Below are 16,019 nucleotides of genomic sequence, written 5' to 3'. Positions count from 1 at the left end.
ATTGCTGCAGCCGGTACGCGCCTTCTTTCGTGAAAAAGACGCACGCACCGGCAGTTCATCTCACTGCGGCAGTGCTTACTTCGACGCGAGACCCATCTTCTCGCGCACTTCACCGACGTTGTCACGCGTGGCCAGCATGCCGCTGGTCAGCGTCAGAGCCGGCGGTTCCTTGCCTTGGGTGATCCAGTCGTACATCAGCGTCGAGGTTTCTTCGCCGTGACGTTTCGGGCTGATAATCACGGTGCCGAAAAAGCCCGTGGGCGACGGCTTCTTGAACTCGTTGAGCGCCGACTCCGAACCGCCGATGCCGATACCGATCATGTTGTCCGCCTTGAAGCCGCGGCCTTCCGCTGCGCGCACCGCGCCGAGCACGCCTTCGTCGTTCAGCGCGTAAGCGATCCAGTGCTTGAACTGAGGGTTCTTGGTCAGCGCGATGTTGGCGGCGTTGAAGGCATTTTCCGTATCGGTCTTCGCTTGCGGCGCGGCGATGATGTTCGCCTTCGGGAAGCCGGCAGCGGCCAATGCGTCGGTGGCGCCCGTGGTGCGGTCATGCGCGGTCGGCAGTTGCTCGTAGGTCACGTCGATCGCGCCCACATCCTTCATGTCCCAACCGCGCTTCTTGATTTCCGCGGCCAGACCGTCGCCGACCTGCTTGCCGATGTTGTACGCCGAGATGCCCATATGCGGCACGGAGGCGATCGGCTTACCCGCGCCGTCCACCAGACGGTCGTCGACCGTCATCATCTTCAGGCCGTCGGCCTTTGCCTTCGCGACGATGCCCGGTCCGAGCTTGACGTCGGGCGTGCAGATCACGAAGCCTTGCGCTTTCTGAGCCGACAGGTTGTCGATGGCGCTCATTACCTTCTCGCCCGACGGCGCGCCGATCTTCACCAGCGTGAAGCCCTTCTCCTTGGCAGCGATTTCGGCAAACTTCCACTCATCCTGGAACCACGGTTCTTCCGGCTGCTTCACGAGGAAGCCGATCTTCACCGGATCGGCGGCTTGCGCGACCGGTGCGTTGAAGAGCACACCCGCCGCCGCTGCTGCCAGCGTGAGGAAAATTCTTCGTTTCATGATGCGTGTCTCCTGACTAATTGATAACGAGAAGGTGTCGGCCGCGTTTTCTTGTACCGGTTGTGACACACGCGGCCAGCGCGTCGCCCGGTGAACTCTTTTTGTTGCGTACTTATTGCGTGCTGCTTTGCTACGGTCAATCGTGATACAGCGCCGAGCGGCCGCCATCCACGGTGATGCAGGTGGCGTTGATAAACGGCGCTTCGTCCGAGGCGAGGAACACCGCCGTCATCGCCACTTCTTCAGGGCGGCCGATGCGCTTCATCGGCTGCAAGTCGAGCGTCGCTTGCCGCGCCGCCGCCGGATCGGCTTGTTCGTTCCACCAGTCGTGCGTCAACTGCGTTTCGATGTAACCCGGCGCGATCGCGTTCACCCGCACGTTGCGCGGCGCGTATTCGATGCCGAGCGCGCGCGTGAGGCCAATGACGCCGTGCTTCGCGACCGGGTACGGAAAGCAGCCCGGAATGATCTTGAACGCATGCGTCGACGCGATATTCACGATGCTGCCCGCGCCGCGTTCCACCATGCCCGGCAACACCGCGCGGCAACCGTTCCAGACGCCGTCCAGATCGACTGCGAAACAGCGGCGCCAGTCTTCATCGGTCATCGTCAACGGATCGCAGAACACGTTGATGCCGGCGTTGTTCACCAGCACGTCGAGCGCGCCGAACGCGCGTTCCGCCTCGCTCACCGCATGCTGGACCGAGGTCGATTGCGTGACGTCGGTGTGCACCGCCAACACGCGCGCGCCGGTTTGCGCCTTGATCTGCTCCGCCGTCTGCCGCGCGGTTTCGATATCCAGTTCAGCCAGCACGACCGCCGCGCCTTCGCGCGCAAACGCGAGCGCAATCGCCGCGCCGATGCCGCGCCCGGCGCCGGTAATCAACGCAACCTTGTCGGCGAGCCGTTTCATTTCTTCGCGCCAGCCCTGGCGACACGCAAACCGTTGATGAACGCCTTCGCGTGCGAAGCCGTCACCGCCGCGCTCTGACCCGGCTTGTACAGCGCCGAGCCGAGACCGAAACCGTTCGCGCCGGCGCTCAGAAACGGCCCCATGTTGTCCGGCGTGATTCCGCCGACCGGCACCAGCGGCACCTGCGCCGCGATCACCGCGCGCCACGCCTTCACGACCTGGCAGCCGAGTTGTTCGGCGGGGAACATCTTCAGAACGTCGGCGCCGTTTTTCAGCGCGATGAATGCTTCATTCGGCGTCGCGACGCCCGGCGCGCACGCCAGACCCTGCGCCTTCGCGGCGCTCACCACTTCCGGATCGCTATGCGGCATCACGATCAACTCGCCGCCTGCCGACTTCACATCGATGACGAAACTCGGATGCAGCACCGTGCCCGCACCGACGATCGCATCGGCCGGCAACGCCTTGCGGATCGCCGCGATGCTGTCGAACGGCTGCGGTGAATTCAACGGCACTTCGACGATCCGAAAACCCGCTTCGTACAGCGCCTGGCCGTGATCGGCCGCATCGGCTGGCGTGACGCCGCGCATGATCGCGATCAGCGGACACACCTCGAACGCCGCGATCAGACCCGCGTGCGGCATGTACGGAGCGGGCAGATTGATGTGAGGTTGCATGTCGGTTCCTTGTTCCATGTTCGGCGGCGCTGCCGGTTAGCCCGTATGCACCGCATGGGCGGCCGGATTGACGAGCCCCGCCTGAGTGGCGACGCGCCACAAGCCGCTCTCGGTGGCGTGCTTCACCAGTTCCGCCTGAGTGCAACCGAATTGCGTCAGTGCGAGGCGATAACGCTCGCACAGTGCTTCGTTGCCGATCAGGCGCAAGGCCTGCCCCTTGAGCGAGTTTTGCTGTTGCGCGAGTACGGCGTCGAGGCCGGCGAGCTCGTGACCGATCAGCAATCCCGACAAATAGTCCGGCTGCTGTTCACGCGACAGTTGTCCTGTCAGGCCGAGCGCGCGGGCGCTGAATACGGTCGCAAGCAAACCTGCCTGGCCTTTCTCGCGAGCGATGTTCACGCCGTGCAGGAATGCAGCGTTATCCGGACGATCCGGCGTGGTCATCGTGCGGCCGAGAATCGTGTGTTCGCGCAATGCAGCGAACACCTCACCGGTCATGAAGGTATGAAAGCGTTCGATGCGGCCCGCTTGTACAACGACCCATTTCGCGTGCGTGCCCGGCAAGCCAATCAGTGCGCGTTTGCCGCTATCCGCGGAGCCCGTGTCTTCACCGAGCGCGCCGAAAACCTGCGTTTCCTCGCCGCGCATCACGTTCGGCAGTTCGCCGCGCTGCAGCACGCCCGGCACGATATGCAGCGTCGCGCCACACGCCGCCTTCACGCGGACGATGCCGGCAACCAGCGTATTGGTATCCGCCGGCGCCTCGACGTAGGGCGCTTCGACCCAGCCTTGCGCGCTGCCGACCATGCCTGCCGCGATCACCGGCAGATCGGGCGCATGTTCGAGCCAGCTGCTGCACGCTTCGTCGAAGGCCGCGTCGAAGCCGCCTTGCTCGGCGCTGCGCGGCAGATTCATGATGCCGGCCGTCGATGCACGCGCCGCCAGCAGCTTGCCCGCGGCGTCGAAGAGATACGCGCGCAGCGACGTCGTGCCCCAATCGAGCCCAATCAGCGCTGCGTGCTCGAGGTTGGCGTTCACGCTGACGGTGCCGGCGGCAACGGCGTGATCGACTGCCGACGTAGGAGAGCCCGCTTGCTTCATCGTTTGATCCTGCGGGTCGCCGGTTGGGGGGCGCGCCAACCGAGTTCTTCCGAGATCGCGCGCGCTTCGCGCTGCACGACTGGAATCAGTTCATCCATGCGTTCGAGCGACATATAGGGGATCGTGCTCGCCACCGACAGCGCGGCCACCACGGCCCCCGACGCATCGCGCACGGGGGCGGCGACGCAACGGATCGACGCTTCGTTTTCTTCGAGGTCGAAGGTGTAGCCACCGGCGGCGTAGTTGGTCATGCGCTGCATGAAGGTCTGCGCGTCGGGGCGGTTATCCGGCTTGAAGCTGACGCCGGCGAGCGCGCGCCGCGAGGCTTCGAAGAGCGACTGCCAGACGTCCGGCGTGAGGTCGAGCATCATGGCTTTGCCGATACCGGTCGACGCGAGCGGCATCCGATGACCGACGCGCGAGCGCATTTCCAGACCGCGGGTGCCGGGAATTTTGTCGATGTACAGCACGTCGTCGCCGTCGCGCACGCCGAGGTGAATCGTATCGAGCGTCTGTTCCGCGAGCGATTCGAGATGCTGACGCGCGACGGCGGTGAGCGGCATCTGCTCGAGCGCGATGGTGCCGAGTTCGATCAGCTTCGGGCCGAGCAGATAGCCGCCTTGCACCTGCCGCAGGTAGCGCGCCTGCACGAGGCTGCTCACCAGCCGATGCGTGGTGCTGCGGGTGGTGCCGAGCGCGGCGCCGAAGGTCCGCAGGTCGCGCACGCCGGCGGCGGCGGCTTCGAGAATCGCCAGACCGCGCAGAAGCGTTTGTGTGCCGGCTTGTTGCGGGGTGATGTCCAGCAGCGTGCTGGGGAGGGCGATTTCGTCGACCACGGCGGGTTGGGCGCTGGCGCGCGGGGTTTTTGCCGCGCTGGGAGCGTGATCCGCCGCCGGCGCGAAGTCGGGCTCGGGCGCGCTTGCTGCGTGAGTAGGCATCGCTTTGTTCATGGCGATTCGCTATGGGGTTGGTTTTTTGCGCTTACAGCGCGGGGCCGGAGAGATGGCCTTGGGGTTTGCCGCTGCTCGCGGCGTGGCAGTGCCGCCTTTGGGTCTTAGGCATGGTTTGGCTTTGTCTCCGGTTTTTTTTTGCAGTCGCTGTCGCGGGCGGGGTTCTGGCTCTTGCTGCTCTTTCCTGCTCTTTCCCGCTCGCGGCGCGTGTTGGGTTGGATTGTAGGGCGGTTTTTTAGAAATCTCCAATATGTGAATGTTTGATTCAAATAATGGGATTTTTGCCTTGCCGGGGGCTGGGGTTGGGTGTTTGCCTGTGGCGGTGGACTTTGCTTTCTTTTTTTTGCCTTCGCGGCGCTTATGTCTGTGTGCCTGCGGTGTTGGCCTTTCCTTGATTTGTTAGTGGTCTATTCGCGTCGCCCCTGTGCGGGGCAGGCACTTACTTTCTTTGCCGCCGCAAAGAAAGTAAGCAAAGAAAGCGGCTTCACACCGCTAATTCTTAAGCGGGTCCCCTAGCTTGGAGGAGGCAGTGGAGCATCTGGAATCGGTGTTCTCGCACACTCCGCGCTGGTGACAAGGCAGTCATTCTTCCGGCGGCGCTGCGCGCGCCGTGGCGGTACTTCCCAACACCGATAGCGGATATACGCTTCCGGCATCATTCCTCCCACTCCGCACTACGTGCGTCGCGGACGGGTCTGCCAGGGAAACCATAGGCTTCGTTTGTGCGTGATCGGGGGCCATCGGCTTCGCCTCGAAGAGGCACCGAAATTGATCTGTGTTCTGGATGTGCCGAAGGGTCAATTGCAACCACTCCGCCGGGTGATACGCCTGCGCTAAAAGCGGTAGGCGATTTGCTGGATAGGTAACGCCCGCCTGTTAACCCGGCGGGACGCAGAATATAGCTACGGCTTGAGAAGACCGTACTGCGGCGGTCGCCTTAAACGACCAGATGGTTTTGTGAAGTACCGCTACGGCGCGCGCAGCGCCGCCGGAAGTATGACTGCCTTGTCACCAGCGCGGAGTGCGCGAGAACACCGATTCCAGATGCTCCACTACCTCCTCCAAGCCAGGGGACCCGCTTCAGAATTAGCGGTGTGAAGCCGCTTTCTTTGCTTACTTTCTTTGCGGCGGCAAAGAAAGTAAGTGCCTGCCCCGCACAGGGGCGAAGCTAATAGACCACTAACAAATCAAGGAAAGGCCAACACCGCAGGCACACAGACAAAAAGCGCCGCGAAGGCAAACAAGCTCAAGCAAAAAACCCAACGCCGTAGGCAAACCCCCAAACCACCCGCTACGCGCAAAAAAAACCTCATTCGGGCAACTCAGCGGCCCCCATCCGCCGCGCAATCACACGCGAACGCTGAACGAGATACCCCGAGCCTCTGTGCTCGTCAAAATACTTGGGCCGCGGCAACATCACAGCCAATCGGGCCGACTGCGCCGCAGTCAACTTATCAGCAGAAGTCTTATAGTAATAACGCGCCGCCGCCTCGGCGCCATAAACCCCATTGCCCCACTCAACGGAGTTGAGATAAATCTCAAAGATCCGTTGCTTGTCCATCAAGGTCTCGAGCATCCAGGTAATGATCAGCTCCTGCCCCTTGCGGATATAACTCTTCTCCCGGGACAAAAACAGATTCCGCGCCAGCTGCTGGGTAATTGTCGAGCCGCCTCGAACAATCCTGCCCTTGGCCTTATTCCGCTCCCACGCCTGCAAAATGGCGTCCGTCTCATACCCGTTGTTATTAACAAAATTCGCGTCTTCGGAAGCGATAATCGCCCGCTTCAGATTGTGCGAAATCTGTTCGTATGGCACCCATGCATGCTGCACCGACAAATCAGGCCGATCCTGCGACAATCGCCATGCGTCCGATCGCATGAAAGCAGTCGACTGCGGATTGACGTAAATCCACACCGCGATCTGCGCGAAATAGAAGAGCTGCGTCGCGAACCACGCAATCGCCACCATCGCGCCCAGATAAACAATCCATCGCACCGGACCTGGCCGGCTCGCGCGCCGCGTTGCAGTCATCGTGGTCACAGTCCCCGCGTCGGTGAGTTCTGAAGTGTAAGGCGCTCGACTATGCGCGCGGCGGCGCAGTGAGGAGCGCTCGCAACTCGGCCAGCACCGGGGCACCGTCAGGCCGCACGCCGCGCCAGACAAAAAATGACTCGGCGGCCTGTTCGACCAGCATGCCGAGACCATCGGCACCGCGTGCGCCCAACGTGCGCGCGTACTCCATGAACACCGTCGGCTGCGCGCCGTACATCATGTCGTAGGCCAGCGTGCCCGCGCCGAACGCACGGTCGTCGCATTCCGGCAGCGACGCGTCGAGACTGCCCGCGGTCGCGTTGACGATCACGTCGTACTCACCCGCTTCAATGGCTTTTGCGCTGCCACCGGTCAAGCGGCATGCGGCGTCGCGCGCGGCCTGCGCGAACTGGCCGACCAGCGCTTCCGCCTTCGCGGCCGTGCGGTTGACGATCGTCAGCGTGTGCGGCGTGCGGTCGAGCATCGGCAGCACCACGCCACGCGCCGCGCCGCCCGCGCCCAACAGCAGGATGCGCGCGCCCTTCAGCGGCACGCCGAGATTCACTTCGATGTCGCGCACGAGACCGAAGCCATCCGTGTTGTCGCCGTAAATGCCGGTCGAATCGACGCGCAACGTGTTCACCGCGCCCGCCGCTGCCGCGCGTGGCGACAAGGTGTCGGCGAAGGCGTGCGCGTCCAGCTTGAACGGCACGGTTACATTGAGGCCGCGGCCGCCCGCTTCGATAAAAGCGCGCACGTGCGGCACGAAGGCGTCGACCGGCGCAAGCAAGTGGCCATACTCGATCGGCTCGCCAGTCTGCGCGGCAAAACGTCCATGTATGAACGGCGATTTGCTATGGCCGACCGGATTGCCGATTACCGCGTAGCGATCACGAACTTCGTTAGCGCTCATCGTCCCGGCTCCGCGACGTGCTGATCGGCTGCCGCATCGCTGGCTCCATCGCCGTTCCCGGCGTCGCCCTGTGCAGCTGCGCCGCCATCGAGGTCCGCTTCAGCTTGCGCTTCGGCTTCGCCTTCGGCGCTTTCGTCGGCGGCGTCGATGATCTCCTCTTCGCCTTCATCCGCCTCGTCGGCTTCTTCAGCCTCGGCGCCGCTCGTCACGGTCGGCGCATCCAGCACATGCAACAAGCGCACGGACGCTTCGACGGTCAATTCGTCGATCGACATCACCTCCATCTGCAAACGCGTACCGCGTGCGTGCACGCCGAGACCCGGCACGTGCAGCAGCAACGGAATCTCTTCGAGGCGCACCAGATCGCCCTTCACCACCGATGCCACCACCTGCTTCCTGTTCTCCTGCTTCAACCAACGCAGACACCAGAAGTACTCCATGCGGCGCTGGTGATCGGCATACGCGGTGTACGTGTCGTCAAAGCCTTGCACGACGGCGAACAGATCGGCATCTTTCGGCTTGAACGGCGCGGCCAGCTTCGCGGTCACGCCGTGCTGCACACATGCGAGCAGTTGCCACTGGTTCACCAGGTCGACGTAACGGCGCAGCGGCGACGTGCTCCACGCATATTGCGTGACGCCCAAACCTTCGTGCGGCGCGGCGTTGGTCTGCATGCGGGTGCGCTTCGGGCCGGTCGGCGTGCCGAACGCGCGCTGCGTACGGTAGATGCCCGGCACACCGTGGTCGTGCAGGAACGCGCCCCACGACGAGTTGGCCAGAATCGCCAGCTCAGCCACGATCGTATCGAGCGGCGAACCGCGCCGGCGCGGCGTGATCGTGATGTGCTCGCCTTCGACGTAGAAATTGAAATCGGTGTTGCGCTGCACTTCGCGGCGCAGACCGTAACCGGCACGCGCGGTCTGACGTTTTTCGAACAAAGCCTGCGCGAACGGCCACAGCACGGCGATGTCCTCCTTGTGCGAATAGTCGCCGCTGCCGGCGGCGAGCGCCTCTTCAGTGACGAGTTCGTCGAGCGTGTTGTGGCGCAGATTGTTCTTGATGAACACGCGTTCGGCGCGCGTTTCGCTCGCCACGATCTCCTGCGTCTCGCGATTGACGATCACATACAGCGACAAGGCCGGCCGCAAGCCGCCTTCAGCCAGCGTGAACGCGTCGACGACGCTATCGGGCAGCATCGTGATCTTGTCGCCCGGCATATAGACAGTCGACAAACGCGTGCGCGCGATCGCGTCGACATCGTCGCCGCGCGCGATGCCAAGCGCCGGCGCGGCGATGTGCACGCCGATCCGCACGCGGCCATCGGCCAGATGCTCGACGGAAAACGCATCGTCGATTTCAGTGGTGGTGACGTCGTCGATCGAGAACGCCTCTACAAGGGCTTCCGGCAGATCTTCCGGCAAGGTGCCGGCGGCGACCGGCGGGAAACCGGTGCCGTGCGGGAAAAACTCCGACAGGAATTTCGCCTCATGCAGCGCGCGCGCCGACGGAATGCCGCCGCATTCGAGCATCAGGCGCGCCTGCGAAATGCCGCGTGCCGCCGCCGCCCCTTCGAGCGCCTTGTATTCGATCGTGTTCTTGTCGGGCTTCGTCAGCAACGCCAGCGCTTTGGCGCCGGCGAACGCTTCGGGCAGACGGCCGGCTTTCAGTTCGTCCTCATAGCCGGCCTGCACCAGCGCCTGCTGGCGTTTGCGTTCGAGCCCGGCGAGCGCCATTTTCAGTTGCTCCTGCGGCGCGCGTTGATACATCCCGCGGCCCTTGCGGCGGAAGTACACCGGCGCGCCGTGCATACGCAGCACCAGCGCCGCGCGCTCGATCGGACCAAAGCCCTCGCCGAAGTACTCGGCGCCCAGCGTGGCGAACGGGAATTCGTCTTCAGGCGCGCATTCCCACAGGAAGTCCAGATCGATGTCCTGCCCGGCGGCGTCGGCTTGCTGCATCAACTCGGCTGCGGTGGGTTTCTCGAATTCGATCAGCACATCTTTCGCGCGCACCTTGGCGCGCCGGCCACCCGGCAACTCAACCTGAAACGCGTCGCCTTGGCGCGACAGCACGCTGCCCGCCTTGAAACTGCCCGATTCCTCAAAGAAAACGTTCACTCAATACTCTCGTTCTGACTTGCATCTGCCGGCGCGCCCGACTGTGTTCGACTGTCGGTCACTGCGTGCGCGGTACGGCAACGTGTTCGTGGTAGTGGGTCCGCGGCGCGATACTCGATACTTGAGCGCCGGCGGCATGAATCTCGTGAGATATAAACCCTGGCCTCGGCCGTCAGGCGGCCTCGCGCGGCGCCGGCGGCTCGACGTCTTCCGCATCGCAAAAGGCCAGCACCTCGTCGACGTATTGCTCGAACTCGCTGATCGCGTGGTCACTGCCTTCGATCAGCGTAGTCCGGGCGCCGGGATAGTGCGCGAGCATTTCGCGGTAATCGAGCACTTCGTCGCCGGCGGCTGCCATCAAATAATAGCGTTCGGGCCGCGTGATCGACTCGACGCTGAGCGCGCGTAACTCGTCCAGATGGTGCGGCTCGACAACAATGCTGCCGCCGCCGTGCCACAACGGCTGCTCGCCGAGGTACGCGCTCAGGTCGCGCTGCGGCACGACCGCCGGGTTCAGCAGCACCGCCGGCCAGCCGTGCTTCTCGGCCAGCCAGGTGGCGAAATAGCCGCCGAGCGAACTGCCGATCAGCGTCACGCGCCCGGCGCCCGCGGCGGCCATCAGCGATTCGGCGAGCGCCACCGTCTCGAACGGCGAAACCGGCAGCATCGGACAACACCATTCGTCGCCGCGGCCGAGTTCGGCAAGCCGTGCCGCCAGCACGCGCGCCTTGAACGAGTTCGGCGAAGAGCGGAAACCGTGCAGATACAGGATCACGACGTGCCTCGCGCAGAGAGTGCGTCGAGCAGCTTCTGATGCACGCCGCCGAAGCCGCCGTTACTCATCACCAGAATCTGATCGCCGGGGCGCGCGGCGTGGACCACCGCTTTGACCAGCGCGTCGAGATTATCGAACGCTTGCGCCTTGCCGCCGAGCGGCGCGAGCGCTACGCCGAGATTCCAGCCGAGCGCGTCGCGGCCGCTCGGCGCACCGTAGCCGAACACGAGGTCGGCGTCGGCCAGACTTTCCGGCAGTTGCGCGTTCATCACGCCGAGCTTCATGGTGTTCGAGCGCGGCTCGAGCACCGCGAGAATCCGCGTGCGTTCGCGGCCCACGCGTGCGCGCAGTCCGGCCACCGTGGTTTCGATTGCGGTCGGATGATGGGCGAAGTCGTCATAGACGGTCACGCCGTCGACACTACCGCGCACTTCCATGCGGCGCTTGACGTTGCGGAAGCCGCCAAGCGACTTTGCGGCCTGCGCCGGCGGCACGCCCACATGACGCGCGGCGGCGATCGCGGCAATCGCGTTCATCCGGTTGTGCTCACCCTGCACCTGCCACTCGACCACGCCGACGCGCTCGCTGTTGTGATACACGGCGAAACGTTCGTCGACCGGTACGCCGTCTTCCGCCGGCAAGGCCTCCCAGCCGCCCTGCACGCCGAACCGCTCCACTTCGCTCCAGCACCCGCGCGTCAGCACGCGCTCCAGCGCGTCCTCGCGACCGTTCGTCACGATGCGGCCGATGCCCGGCACCGTGCGGATCAGATGATGGAATTGTGTTTCGATCGCAGCCAGATCCGGGAAAATGTCGGCATGATCGAATTCGAGGTTGTTCAGGACCGCGGTTTTAGGACGGTAGTGAACGAACTTGGAACGTTTGTCGAAGAAGGCCGTGTCGTACTCGTCGGCCTCGATCACGAAGAAGCTGGAATCGGTCAGCCGCGCCGACACGCCGAAATTCAGCGGCACGCCACCGATCAGGAAGCCCGGATTCAACCCGGCGTCTTCGAGCAGCCAGGTGAGCATCGAGCTGGTGGTCGTCTTGCCGTGCGTGCCGGCCACCGCCAGCACCCATTTGCCGTTCAGCACATGCTCGCCGAGCCATTGCGGGCCGGACACATACGGCAGGCCGCGGTCGAGAATCGCTTCCATCAGCGGATTGCCGCGCGAGACCACATTGCCGATCACAAAAAGGTCCGCTTGCAGGCCGTTCAACTGCTCGGCGTCGTAACCTTCGATCAGACGAATGCCTTGCGCCTCGAGCTGCGTGCTCATCGGCGGATAGACGCCGGCGTCGCAGCCCGTTACGGTGTGACCCGCGCCGCGCGCGAGCACCGCGAGACCGCCCATGAACGTGCCGCAGATGCCGAGGATGTGGATGTGCATAAGCCTGTCGTGCCGCGCGGGCGTTTTTTGCGTGGGATGGGAGAGCGCAGGAGCGGGCAAAACGACCGTCTGCAAAGGACGCTATTGTAACCGACGCCTTCGCATCGCCCTAAGCCGGGCAGCCGGTGCGACCCACCCAGTAAGGCGTGTCATCAATCTCTAGTATGATTGAGAGATGGTTCGCAAATCACATTTCGATCCGCAGCGCGTGCGCGAGGAAATCGCCATGGCGGCTGCGCGCCTGATCGCCGAAGACGGTATGGACTACGCTACGGCCAAGCGTAAAGCCGCGCGGCAGGTGGTCGGCGAGAGCCGTGTCGCCGGCGAATGGCTGCCGGATAACGACCAGATCGAGGAAGAAATCCGCGAATATCAGTCGCTCTTTCAAGGCGACAGCCAGCCGATCCTGCTGCGCCGGCTCAGGCGGGTCGCGATCGACTGGATGCAAAGGCTCGCGCCGTTCAATCCGTATCTGACAGGCGCAGTGCTCGGCGGCACAGCCGGCGAACATTCGGACATCCATCTGCAGGCGTTCTGCGACAACCCGAAAGAAGTCGCGATCTACTTTCTGAACGCCAACATCCAGTACGACGTTTCGGAGACGCGGCATTTTGCCGGGCGCGGCTACGTCGAGACGCTGAGCTTTTTGTGGCGTGACACAGAAGAAGGATCCGGCGCAGAACCGGTGGGCATCCACGTCGCATTGTATGAGACGGACGATTTGCGCGGCGCGGTACGAGCCGACGCGCGCGGCCGCACTGCCCGCGCGAATCTGCAGGCCGTTCAGGCACTGCTCGACGACAATAGCGACGTCACCTCTTCCACTAATTAGACAGACCAACAATGAATACGAGACGGATTCTGGCAGGCGCACTGGTGGCGGCCGTCGCCGCGGGCGGCGGCGTGCTGGCGAATCGCTGGCTGAACGGCGACGGCTCGGAGATCGCGCATGCGGCGCAACCTGGCGCCCAGCAAAGCGCAGTTGAGCAGTTGTGGGCCGCGCCCGTCACCACGGTGGACGGCAAGCCTCAATCGTTGAGTCTGCTCAAAGGTCACGCGATCGTCGTCAACTTCTGGGCATCGTGGTGCGGCCCGTGCGTCGAAGAGATGCCCGCCCTTTCGCAGCTTCAGCGCGAATACGCCAAGAAGGGAATCCAGTTCGTCGGACTTGGCGTCGATTCGGATAAAAACGTCCAGACCTTCCTGCAAAAGGTGAAGGTGGCCTACCCGATCTACGTGACCGGATTCGGCGGCGCCGACCTGGCGCGGGCGTTCGGCAATAACGCGGGCGGATTGCCTTTTACCGTCGTAATTGACGCAAAAGGCAACATCCGTTCGACAAAATTAGGCCAAATCGACCCTCAAGCGCTGAAACGGACGCTCGACGCGCTCTAAATTTCACATTCTTTTGACGTTCAGATATCGGCGGAACGTACAATATTGCGCGCAAATCGCGCGAATTTGAGAGAAGATGGGCGCCCGGAGCGGCGGCGAAAAGTCGCCGAAATCAATCCGTACGTGCATGAAACTAGACAAGTTTCTCTAATCAGCGCTAAAGTGCGCCCAATTCCACGGAAAAAGAAGCGACCATGACGCGACTGCTGGTACTGCACGGCCCCAACCTCAACCTTCTCGGCACCCGGGAACCCGAGGTCTACGGCCGCGTGACGTTGCCGCAGATCGATCAGGCGCTGGCAGACCGCGCAGCGGACGTCGGCGTCGAGATAGCGTCGTTCCAGAGCAATCACGAAGGCGCGCTGGTCGATCGCATCCAATCCGCCCGGACTGAAAAGACCGATTTCATACTGATCAATCCCGCCGCGTACACGCATACCAGCGTGGCCATTCGGGACGCACTGGCGGGGGTCGGCATCCCGTTCGTCGAGATTCACCTGTCGAACGTGCATCGCCGCGAACCGTTCCGGCACCACTCGTATTTCTCCGACCAGGCTGAGGGCGTGATTTGCGGCCTCGGCTGGAAGGGCTATCTGTACGCGCTCGAATTCGCGCTCGACCGGCTGTCCGCCGGTTCGTCGCGCGGCTGAATTCCACACACATCTAATTTGAGCCGGCGGCGCACCCCGCCGGCACTTCACGCATTGAAAGGGGCTGCCTGATGGATCTACGTAAACTGAAAACTCTGATCGACCTCGTCTCCGAGTCCGGTATTTCCGAACTCGAAGTGACCGAGGGCGAAGGCAAGGTCCGCATCGTCAAGAATGCGCCGCCGGTTTACGTGCAACCGTCCGCTTCGTACGCGCCGCAATACGCACAGCCGATGCCGGCACTAGGCGCCGCCGAAGCGCCCGCCGCAGCAGCAGGCGCCCCGGCTGCGCCGGCCGCCGCCGCGCCGCAAGGTCACGTGGTGACCTCGCCGATGGTCGGCACCTTCTACCGTGCGCCATCCCCGGGCGCCGATCCGTTCGTCCAGGTGGGCGACACGGTCAAGGAAGGCCAGACGATCTGCATCATCGAAGCGATGAAGCTGCTCAACGAAATCGAGTCGGACAAGTCCGGCGTGGTCAAGGAAATCCTCGTCGAAAACGGCCAGGCGGTCGAGTACGGCCAACCGCTGTTCGTGGTCGGCTGACGCGGCACGCTTTGCGTTCGCCGCCCGCGCGCCTGCCCTCCCGAGGCGCGCGACCGATCCTGTGAGGCAGCCGAGGTTGTGATCAACCCGGCGCCCATTGATGAGTCGAAAACCCGCTATGTTTGAAAAAATTCTCATTGCCAATCGTGGCGAGATCGCGCTTCGTATCCAGCGCGCCTGCCGCGAACTCGGCGTCAAGACGGTCGTCGTCTATTCGGAAGCCGACAAGGAAGCCAAGTACGTGAAGCTCGCCGACGAGGCGGTCTGTATCGGCCCGGCGCCTTCGAATCTGAGCTACCTGAACATGCCTGCACTGATCAGCGCGGCAGAAGTGACGGACGCCGAAGCGATTCACCCCGGCTACGGCTTCCTGTCGGAGAACGCCGACTTTGCCGAGCGTGTCGAGCAGTCCGGCTTCACCTTCATCGGCCCGCGCCCGGAAACGATCCGGATGATGGGCGACAAGGTCACCGCGAAGCAAACCATGATCAAAACCGGCGTGCCTTGCGTGCCGGGCTCTGAGGGCGCGTTGCCGGAAGATCCGAAAGAGATCGTGAAAATTGCCCGCCAGGTCGGCTATCCGGTCATCATCAAGGCCGCCGGCGGCGGCGGTGGCCGCGGCATGCGCGTGGTCCACACCGAAGCAGCACTGGTCAACGCGGTCAACATGACGCGCGAAGAAGCAGGCCGTGCGTTCGGCAATCCGCAGGTCTACATGGAGAAATTCCTGGAGAACCCGCGGCACATCGAAATTCAGGTGCTGTCCGATTCGTTCAAGAATGCCGTGTGGCTGGGCGAGCGCGACTGCTCGATGCAGCGCCGCCACCAGAAAGTGATCGAAGAAGCGCCGGCGCCGGGTATCGCGCGGCGCCTGATCGACCGTATCGGCGATCGTTGCGCGGATGCCTGCAAGAAGATGGGCTACCTTGGCGCCGGTACGTTCGAGTTCCTGTACGAAAACGGCGAGTTCTACTTCATCGAAATGAACACGCGCGTGCAGGTCGAGCATCCGGTGACCGAACTGATCACCGGTGTCGACATCGTGCAGGAACAGATCCGTATCGCGGCCGGAGAGAAGCTTGCGTTCCGCCAGCGCGACATCGTGTTCAAGGGTCATGCGATCGAATGCCGGATCAACGCGGAAGATCCGTTCAAGTTCATTCCGTCGCCGGGACGTTTGACGTCGTGGCATATGCCGGGCGGCCCCGGCATCCGCGTCGATTCGCACGTCTACAATGGCTATTTCGTGCCGCCGAACTATGATTCGATGATCGGCAAGCTGATCGCTTACGGCGCCACGCGCGAACAGGCGATCAAGCGGATGCGCATCGCGTTGTCGGAAATGGTGGTCGAAGGCATTCAGACCAACATTCCGCTGCACCGCGAGCTGATGCTGGATGCGAAGTTCGTCGAAGGCGGCACCAGCATTCACTACCTCGAAAACCGGTTGGCCGCGAAGCAGCAGGCCGCGCCGGAAGAAGTGTAA

15 protein-coding genes are annotated in these 16,019 nt (G+C 63.3%); 5 read left to right on the top strand and 10 right to left on the bottom strand.

The annotated features are described in order from the left end of the window. Positions 1-75 precede the first annotated feature (75 nt). From WN982_RS02735 to mpl, 10 genes are all read right to left on the bottom strand, one after another. Positions 76-1,074, bottom strand: a complete 999-nt coding sequence (locus WN982_RS02735; protein ID WP_341314270.1) for an arabinose ABC transporter substrate-binding protein — start codon at positions 1,072-1,074, stop codon at positions 76-78. Positions 1,075-1,210: 136 nt separating this feature from the next. Continuing rightward, positions 1,211-1,987: an SDR family oxidoreductase gene (locus WN982_RS02730; RefSeq protein ID WP_341314269.1), complete on the bottom strand. Its 777-nt coding sequence runs from the start codon at positions 1,985-1,987 to the stop codon at positions 1,211-1,213. Continuing rightward, positions 1,984-2,664 carry a 2-dehydro-3-deoxy-6-phosphogalactonate aldolase gene (locus WN982_RS02725; protein ID WP_341314268.1) on the bottom strand — a complete coding sequence of 227 codons (681 nt, stop codon included), beginning with the start codon at positions 2,662-2,664 and terminating at the stop codon, positions 1,984-1,986. The genes WN982_RS02730 and WN982_RS02725 overlap by 4 nt, the downstream gene beginning before the upstream one ends. A gap of 36 nt (positions 2,665-2,700) precedes the next feature. Beyond that, positions 2,701-3,765, bottom strand: a complete 1,065-nt coding sequence (locus WN982_RS02720; protein WP_341314267.1) for a 2-dehydro-3-deoxygalactonokinase — start codon at positions 3,763-3,765, stop codon at positions 2,701-2,703. Further along, a complete protein-coding gene (locus WN982_RS02715) occupies positions 3,762-4,715 on the bottom strand; it encodes an IclR family transcriptional regulator (RefSeq protein ID WP_341314266.1) in 954 nt (317 codons plus the stop codon). The genes WN982_RS02720 and WN982_RS02715 overlap by 4 nt, the downstream gene beginning before the upstream one ends. 1,309 nt (positions 4,716-6,024) lie before the next feature. Beyond that, a complete protein-coding gene (gene mtgA, locus WN982_RS02710; RefSeq protein WP_341315700.1) occupies positions 6,025-6,747 on the bottom strand; it encodes a monofunctional biosynthetic peptidoglycan transglycosylase in 723 nt (240 codons plus the stop codon). A 49-nt stretch (positions 6,748-6,796) separates the two neighbouring features. Beyond that, positions 6,797-7,660 (bottom strand): shikimate dehydrogenase, encoded by an 864-nt coding sequence (aroE, locus tag WN982_RS02705; protein WP_341314265.1) that lies wholly within the window; start codon positions 7,658-7,660, stop codon positions 6,797-6,799. Further along, entirely contained in the window at positions 7,657-9,777 is a 2,121-nt protein-coding gene (locus WN982_RS02700; RefSeq protein WP_341314264.1) for an RNB domain-containing ribonuclease, read from the bottom strand. Before WN982_RS02700 ends, aroE begins: the two co-directional genes overlap by 4 nt. A gap of 172 nt (positions 9,778-9,949) precedes the next feature. Next, entirely contained in the window at positions 9,950-10,552 is a 603-nt protein-coding gene (locus tag WN982_RS02695; RefSeq protein ID WP_341314263.1) for a YqiA/YcfP family alpha/beta fold hydrolase, read from the bottom strand. Then, entirely contained in the window at positions 10,549-11,943 is a 1,395-nt protein-coding gene (mpl, locus tag WN982_RS02690) for a UDP-N-acetylmuramate:L-alanyl-gamma-D-glutamyl-meso-diaminopimelate ligase (RefSeq protein ID WP_341314262.1), read from the bottom strand. The genes WN982_RS02695 and mpl overlap by 4 nt, the downstream gene beginning before the upstream one ends. Before the next feature lie 175 nt (positions 11,944-12,118). On the opposite strand from mpl, the gene WN982_RS02685 reads away from it, so the two are divergent. From WN982_RS02685 to accC, 5 genes are all read left to right on the top strand, one after another. After that, positions 12,119-12,775, top strand: coding sequence for a UDP-N-acetylmuramate--alanine ligase (locus WN982_RS02685; RefSeq protein ID WP_341314261.1), 657 nt, complete (start codon positions 12,119-12,121; stop codon positions 12,773-12,775). Between the two features lie 11 nt (positions 12,776-12,786). Then, positions 12,787-13,338, top strand: coding sequence for a TlpA disulfide reductase family protein (locus tag WN982_RS02680; RefSeq protein WP_341314260.1), 552 nt, complete (start codon positions 12,787-12,789; stop codon positions 13,336-13,338). A gap of 194 nt (positions 13,339-13,532) precedes the next feature. Beyond that, the gene (aroQ, locus tag WN982_RS02675) at positions 13,533-13,988 is read left to right on the top strand and encodes a type II 3-dehydroquinate dehydratase (protein WP_341314259.1); all 456 of its coding nucleotides are present in this window, start codon (positions 13,533-13,535) and stop codon (positions 13,986-13,988) included. 71 nt (positions 13,989-14,059) lie between these two features. Next, positions 14,060-14,533, top strand: coding sequence for an acetyl-CoA carboxylase biotin carboxyl carrier protein (accB, locus tag WN982_RS02670; RefSeq protein WP_341314258.1), 474 nt, complete (start codon positions 14,060-14,062; stop codon positions 14,531-14,533). A 118-nt stretch (positions 14,534-14,651) separates the two neighbouring features. Continuing rightward, the gene (accC, locus tag WN982_RS02665; RefSeq protein ID WP_341314257.1) at positions 14,652-16,019 is read left to right on the top strand and encodes an acetyl-CoA carboxylase biotin carboxylase subunit; all 1,368 of its coding nucleotides are present in this window, start codon (positions 14,652-14,654) and stop codon (positions 16,017-16,019) included.

This window comes from Paraburkholderia sp. IMGN_8 (assembly GCF_038050405.1).
Taxonomy (GTDB): Bacteria; Pseudomonadota; Gammaproteobacteria; order Burkholderiales; family Burkholderiaceae; genus Paraburkholderia.
Note: the sequence above shows the minus strand (reverse complement) of the source record. Positions and strands in the feature narration are given on the sequence as shown.

Excerpts from the sequence above, each read along its gene's own strand:
- WN982_RS02735 (WP_341314270.1), bottom strand. The coding sequence starts at position 1,074 with ATGAAACGAAGAATTTTCCTCACGCTGGCAGCAGCGGCGGCGGGTGTG.
- WN982_RS02730 (WP_341314269.1), bottom strand. The coding sequence starts at position 1,987 with ATGAAACGGCTCGCCGACAAGGTTGCGTTGATTACCGGCGCCGGGCGC.
- WN982_RS02725 (WP_341314268.1), bottom strand. The coding sequence starts at position 2,664 with ATGCAACCTCACATCAATCTGCCCGCTCCGTACATGCCGCACGCGGGT.
- WN982_RS02720 (WP_341314267.1), bottom strand. The coding sequence starts at position 3,765 with ATGAAGCAAGCGGGCTCTCCTACGTCGGCAGTCGATCACGCCGTTGCC.
- WN982_RS02715 (WP_341314266.1), bottom strand. The coding sequence starts at position 4,715 with ATGAACAAAGCGATGCCTACTCACGCAGCAAGCGCGCCCGAGCCCGAC.
- mtgA (WP_341315700.1), bottom strand. The coding sequence starts at position 6,747 with ATGACTGCAACGCGGCGCGCGAGCCGGCCAGGTCCGGTGCGATGGATT.
- aroE (WP_341314265.1), bottom strand. The coding sequence starts at position 7,660 with ATGAGCGCTAACGAAGTTCGTGATCGCTACGCGGTAATCGGCAATCCG.
- mpl (WP_341314262.1), bottom strand. The coding sequence starts at position 11,943 with ATGCACATCCACATCCTCGGCATCTGCGGCACGTTCATGGGCGGTCTC.
- WN982_RS02685 (WP_341314261.1), top strand. The coding sequence starts at position 12,119 with ATGGTTCGCAAATCACATTTCGATCCGCAGCGCGTGCGCGAGGAAATC.
- WN982_RS02680 (WP_341314260.1), top strand. The coding sequence starts at position 12,787 with ATGAATACGAGACGGATTCTGGCAGGCGCACTGGTGGCGGCCGTCGCC.
- aroQ (WP_341314259.1), top strand. The coding sequence starts at position 13,533 with ATGACGCGACTGCTGGTACTGCACGGCCCCAACCTCAACCTTCTCGGC.
- accB (WP_341314258.1), top strand. The coding sequence starts at position 14,060 with ATGGATCTACGTAAACTGAAAACTCTGATCGACCTCGTCTCCGAGTCC.
- accC (WP_341314257.1), top strand. The coding sequence starts at position 14,652 with ATGTTTGAAAAAATTCTCATTGCCAATCGTGGCGAGATCGCGCTTCGT.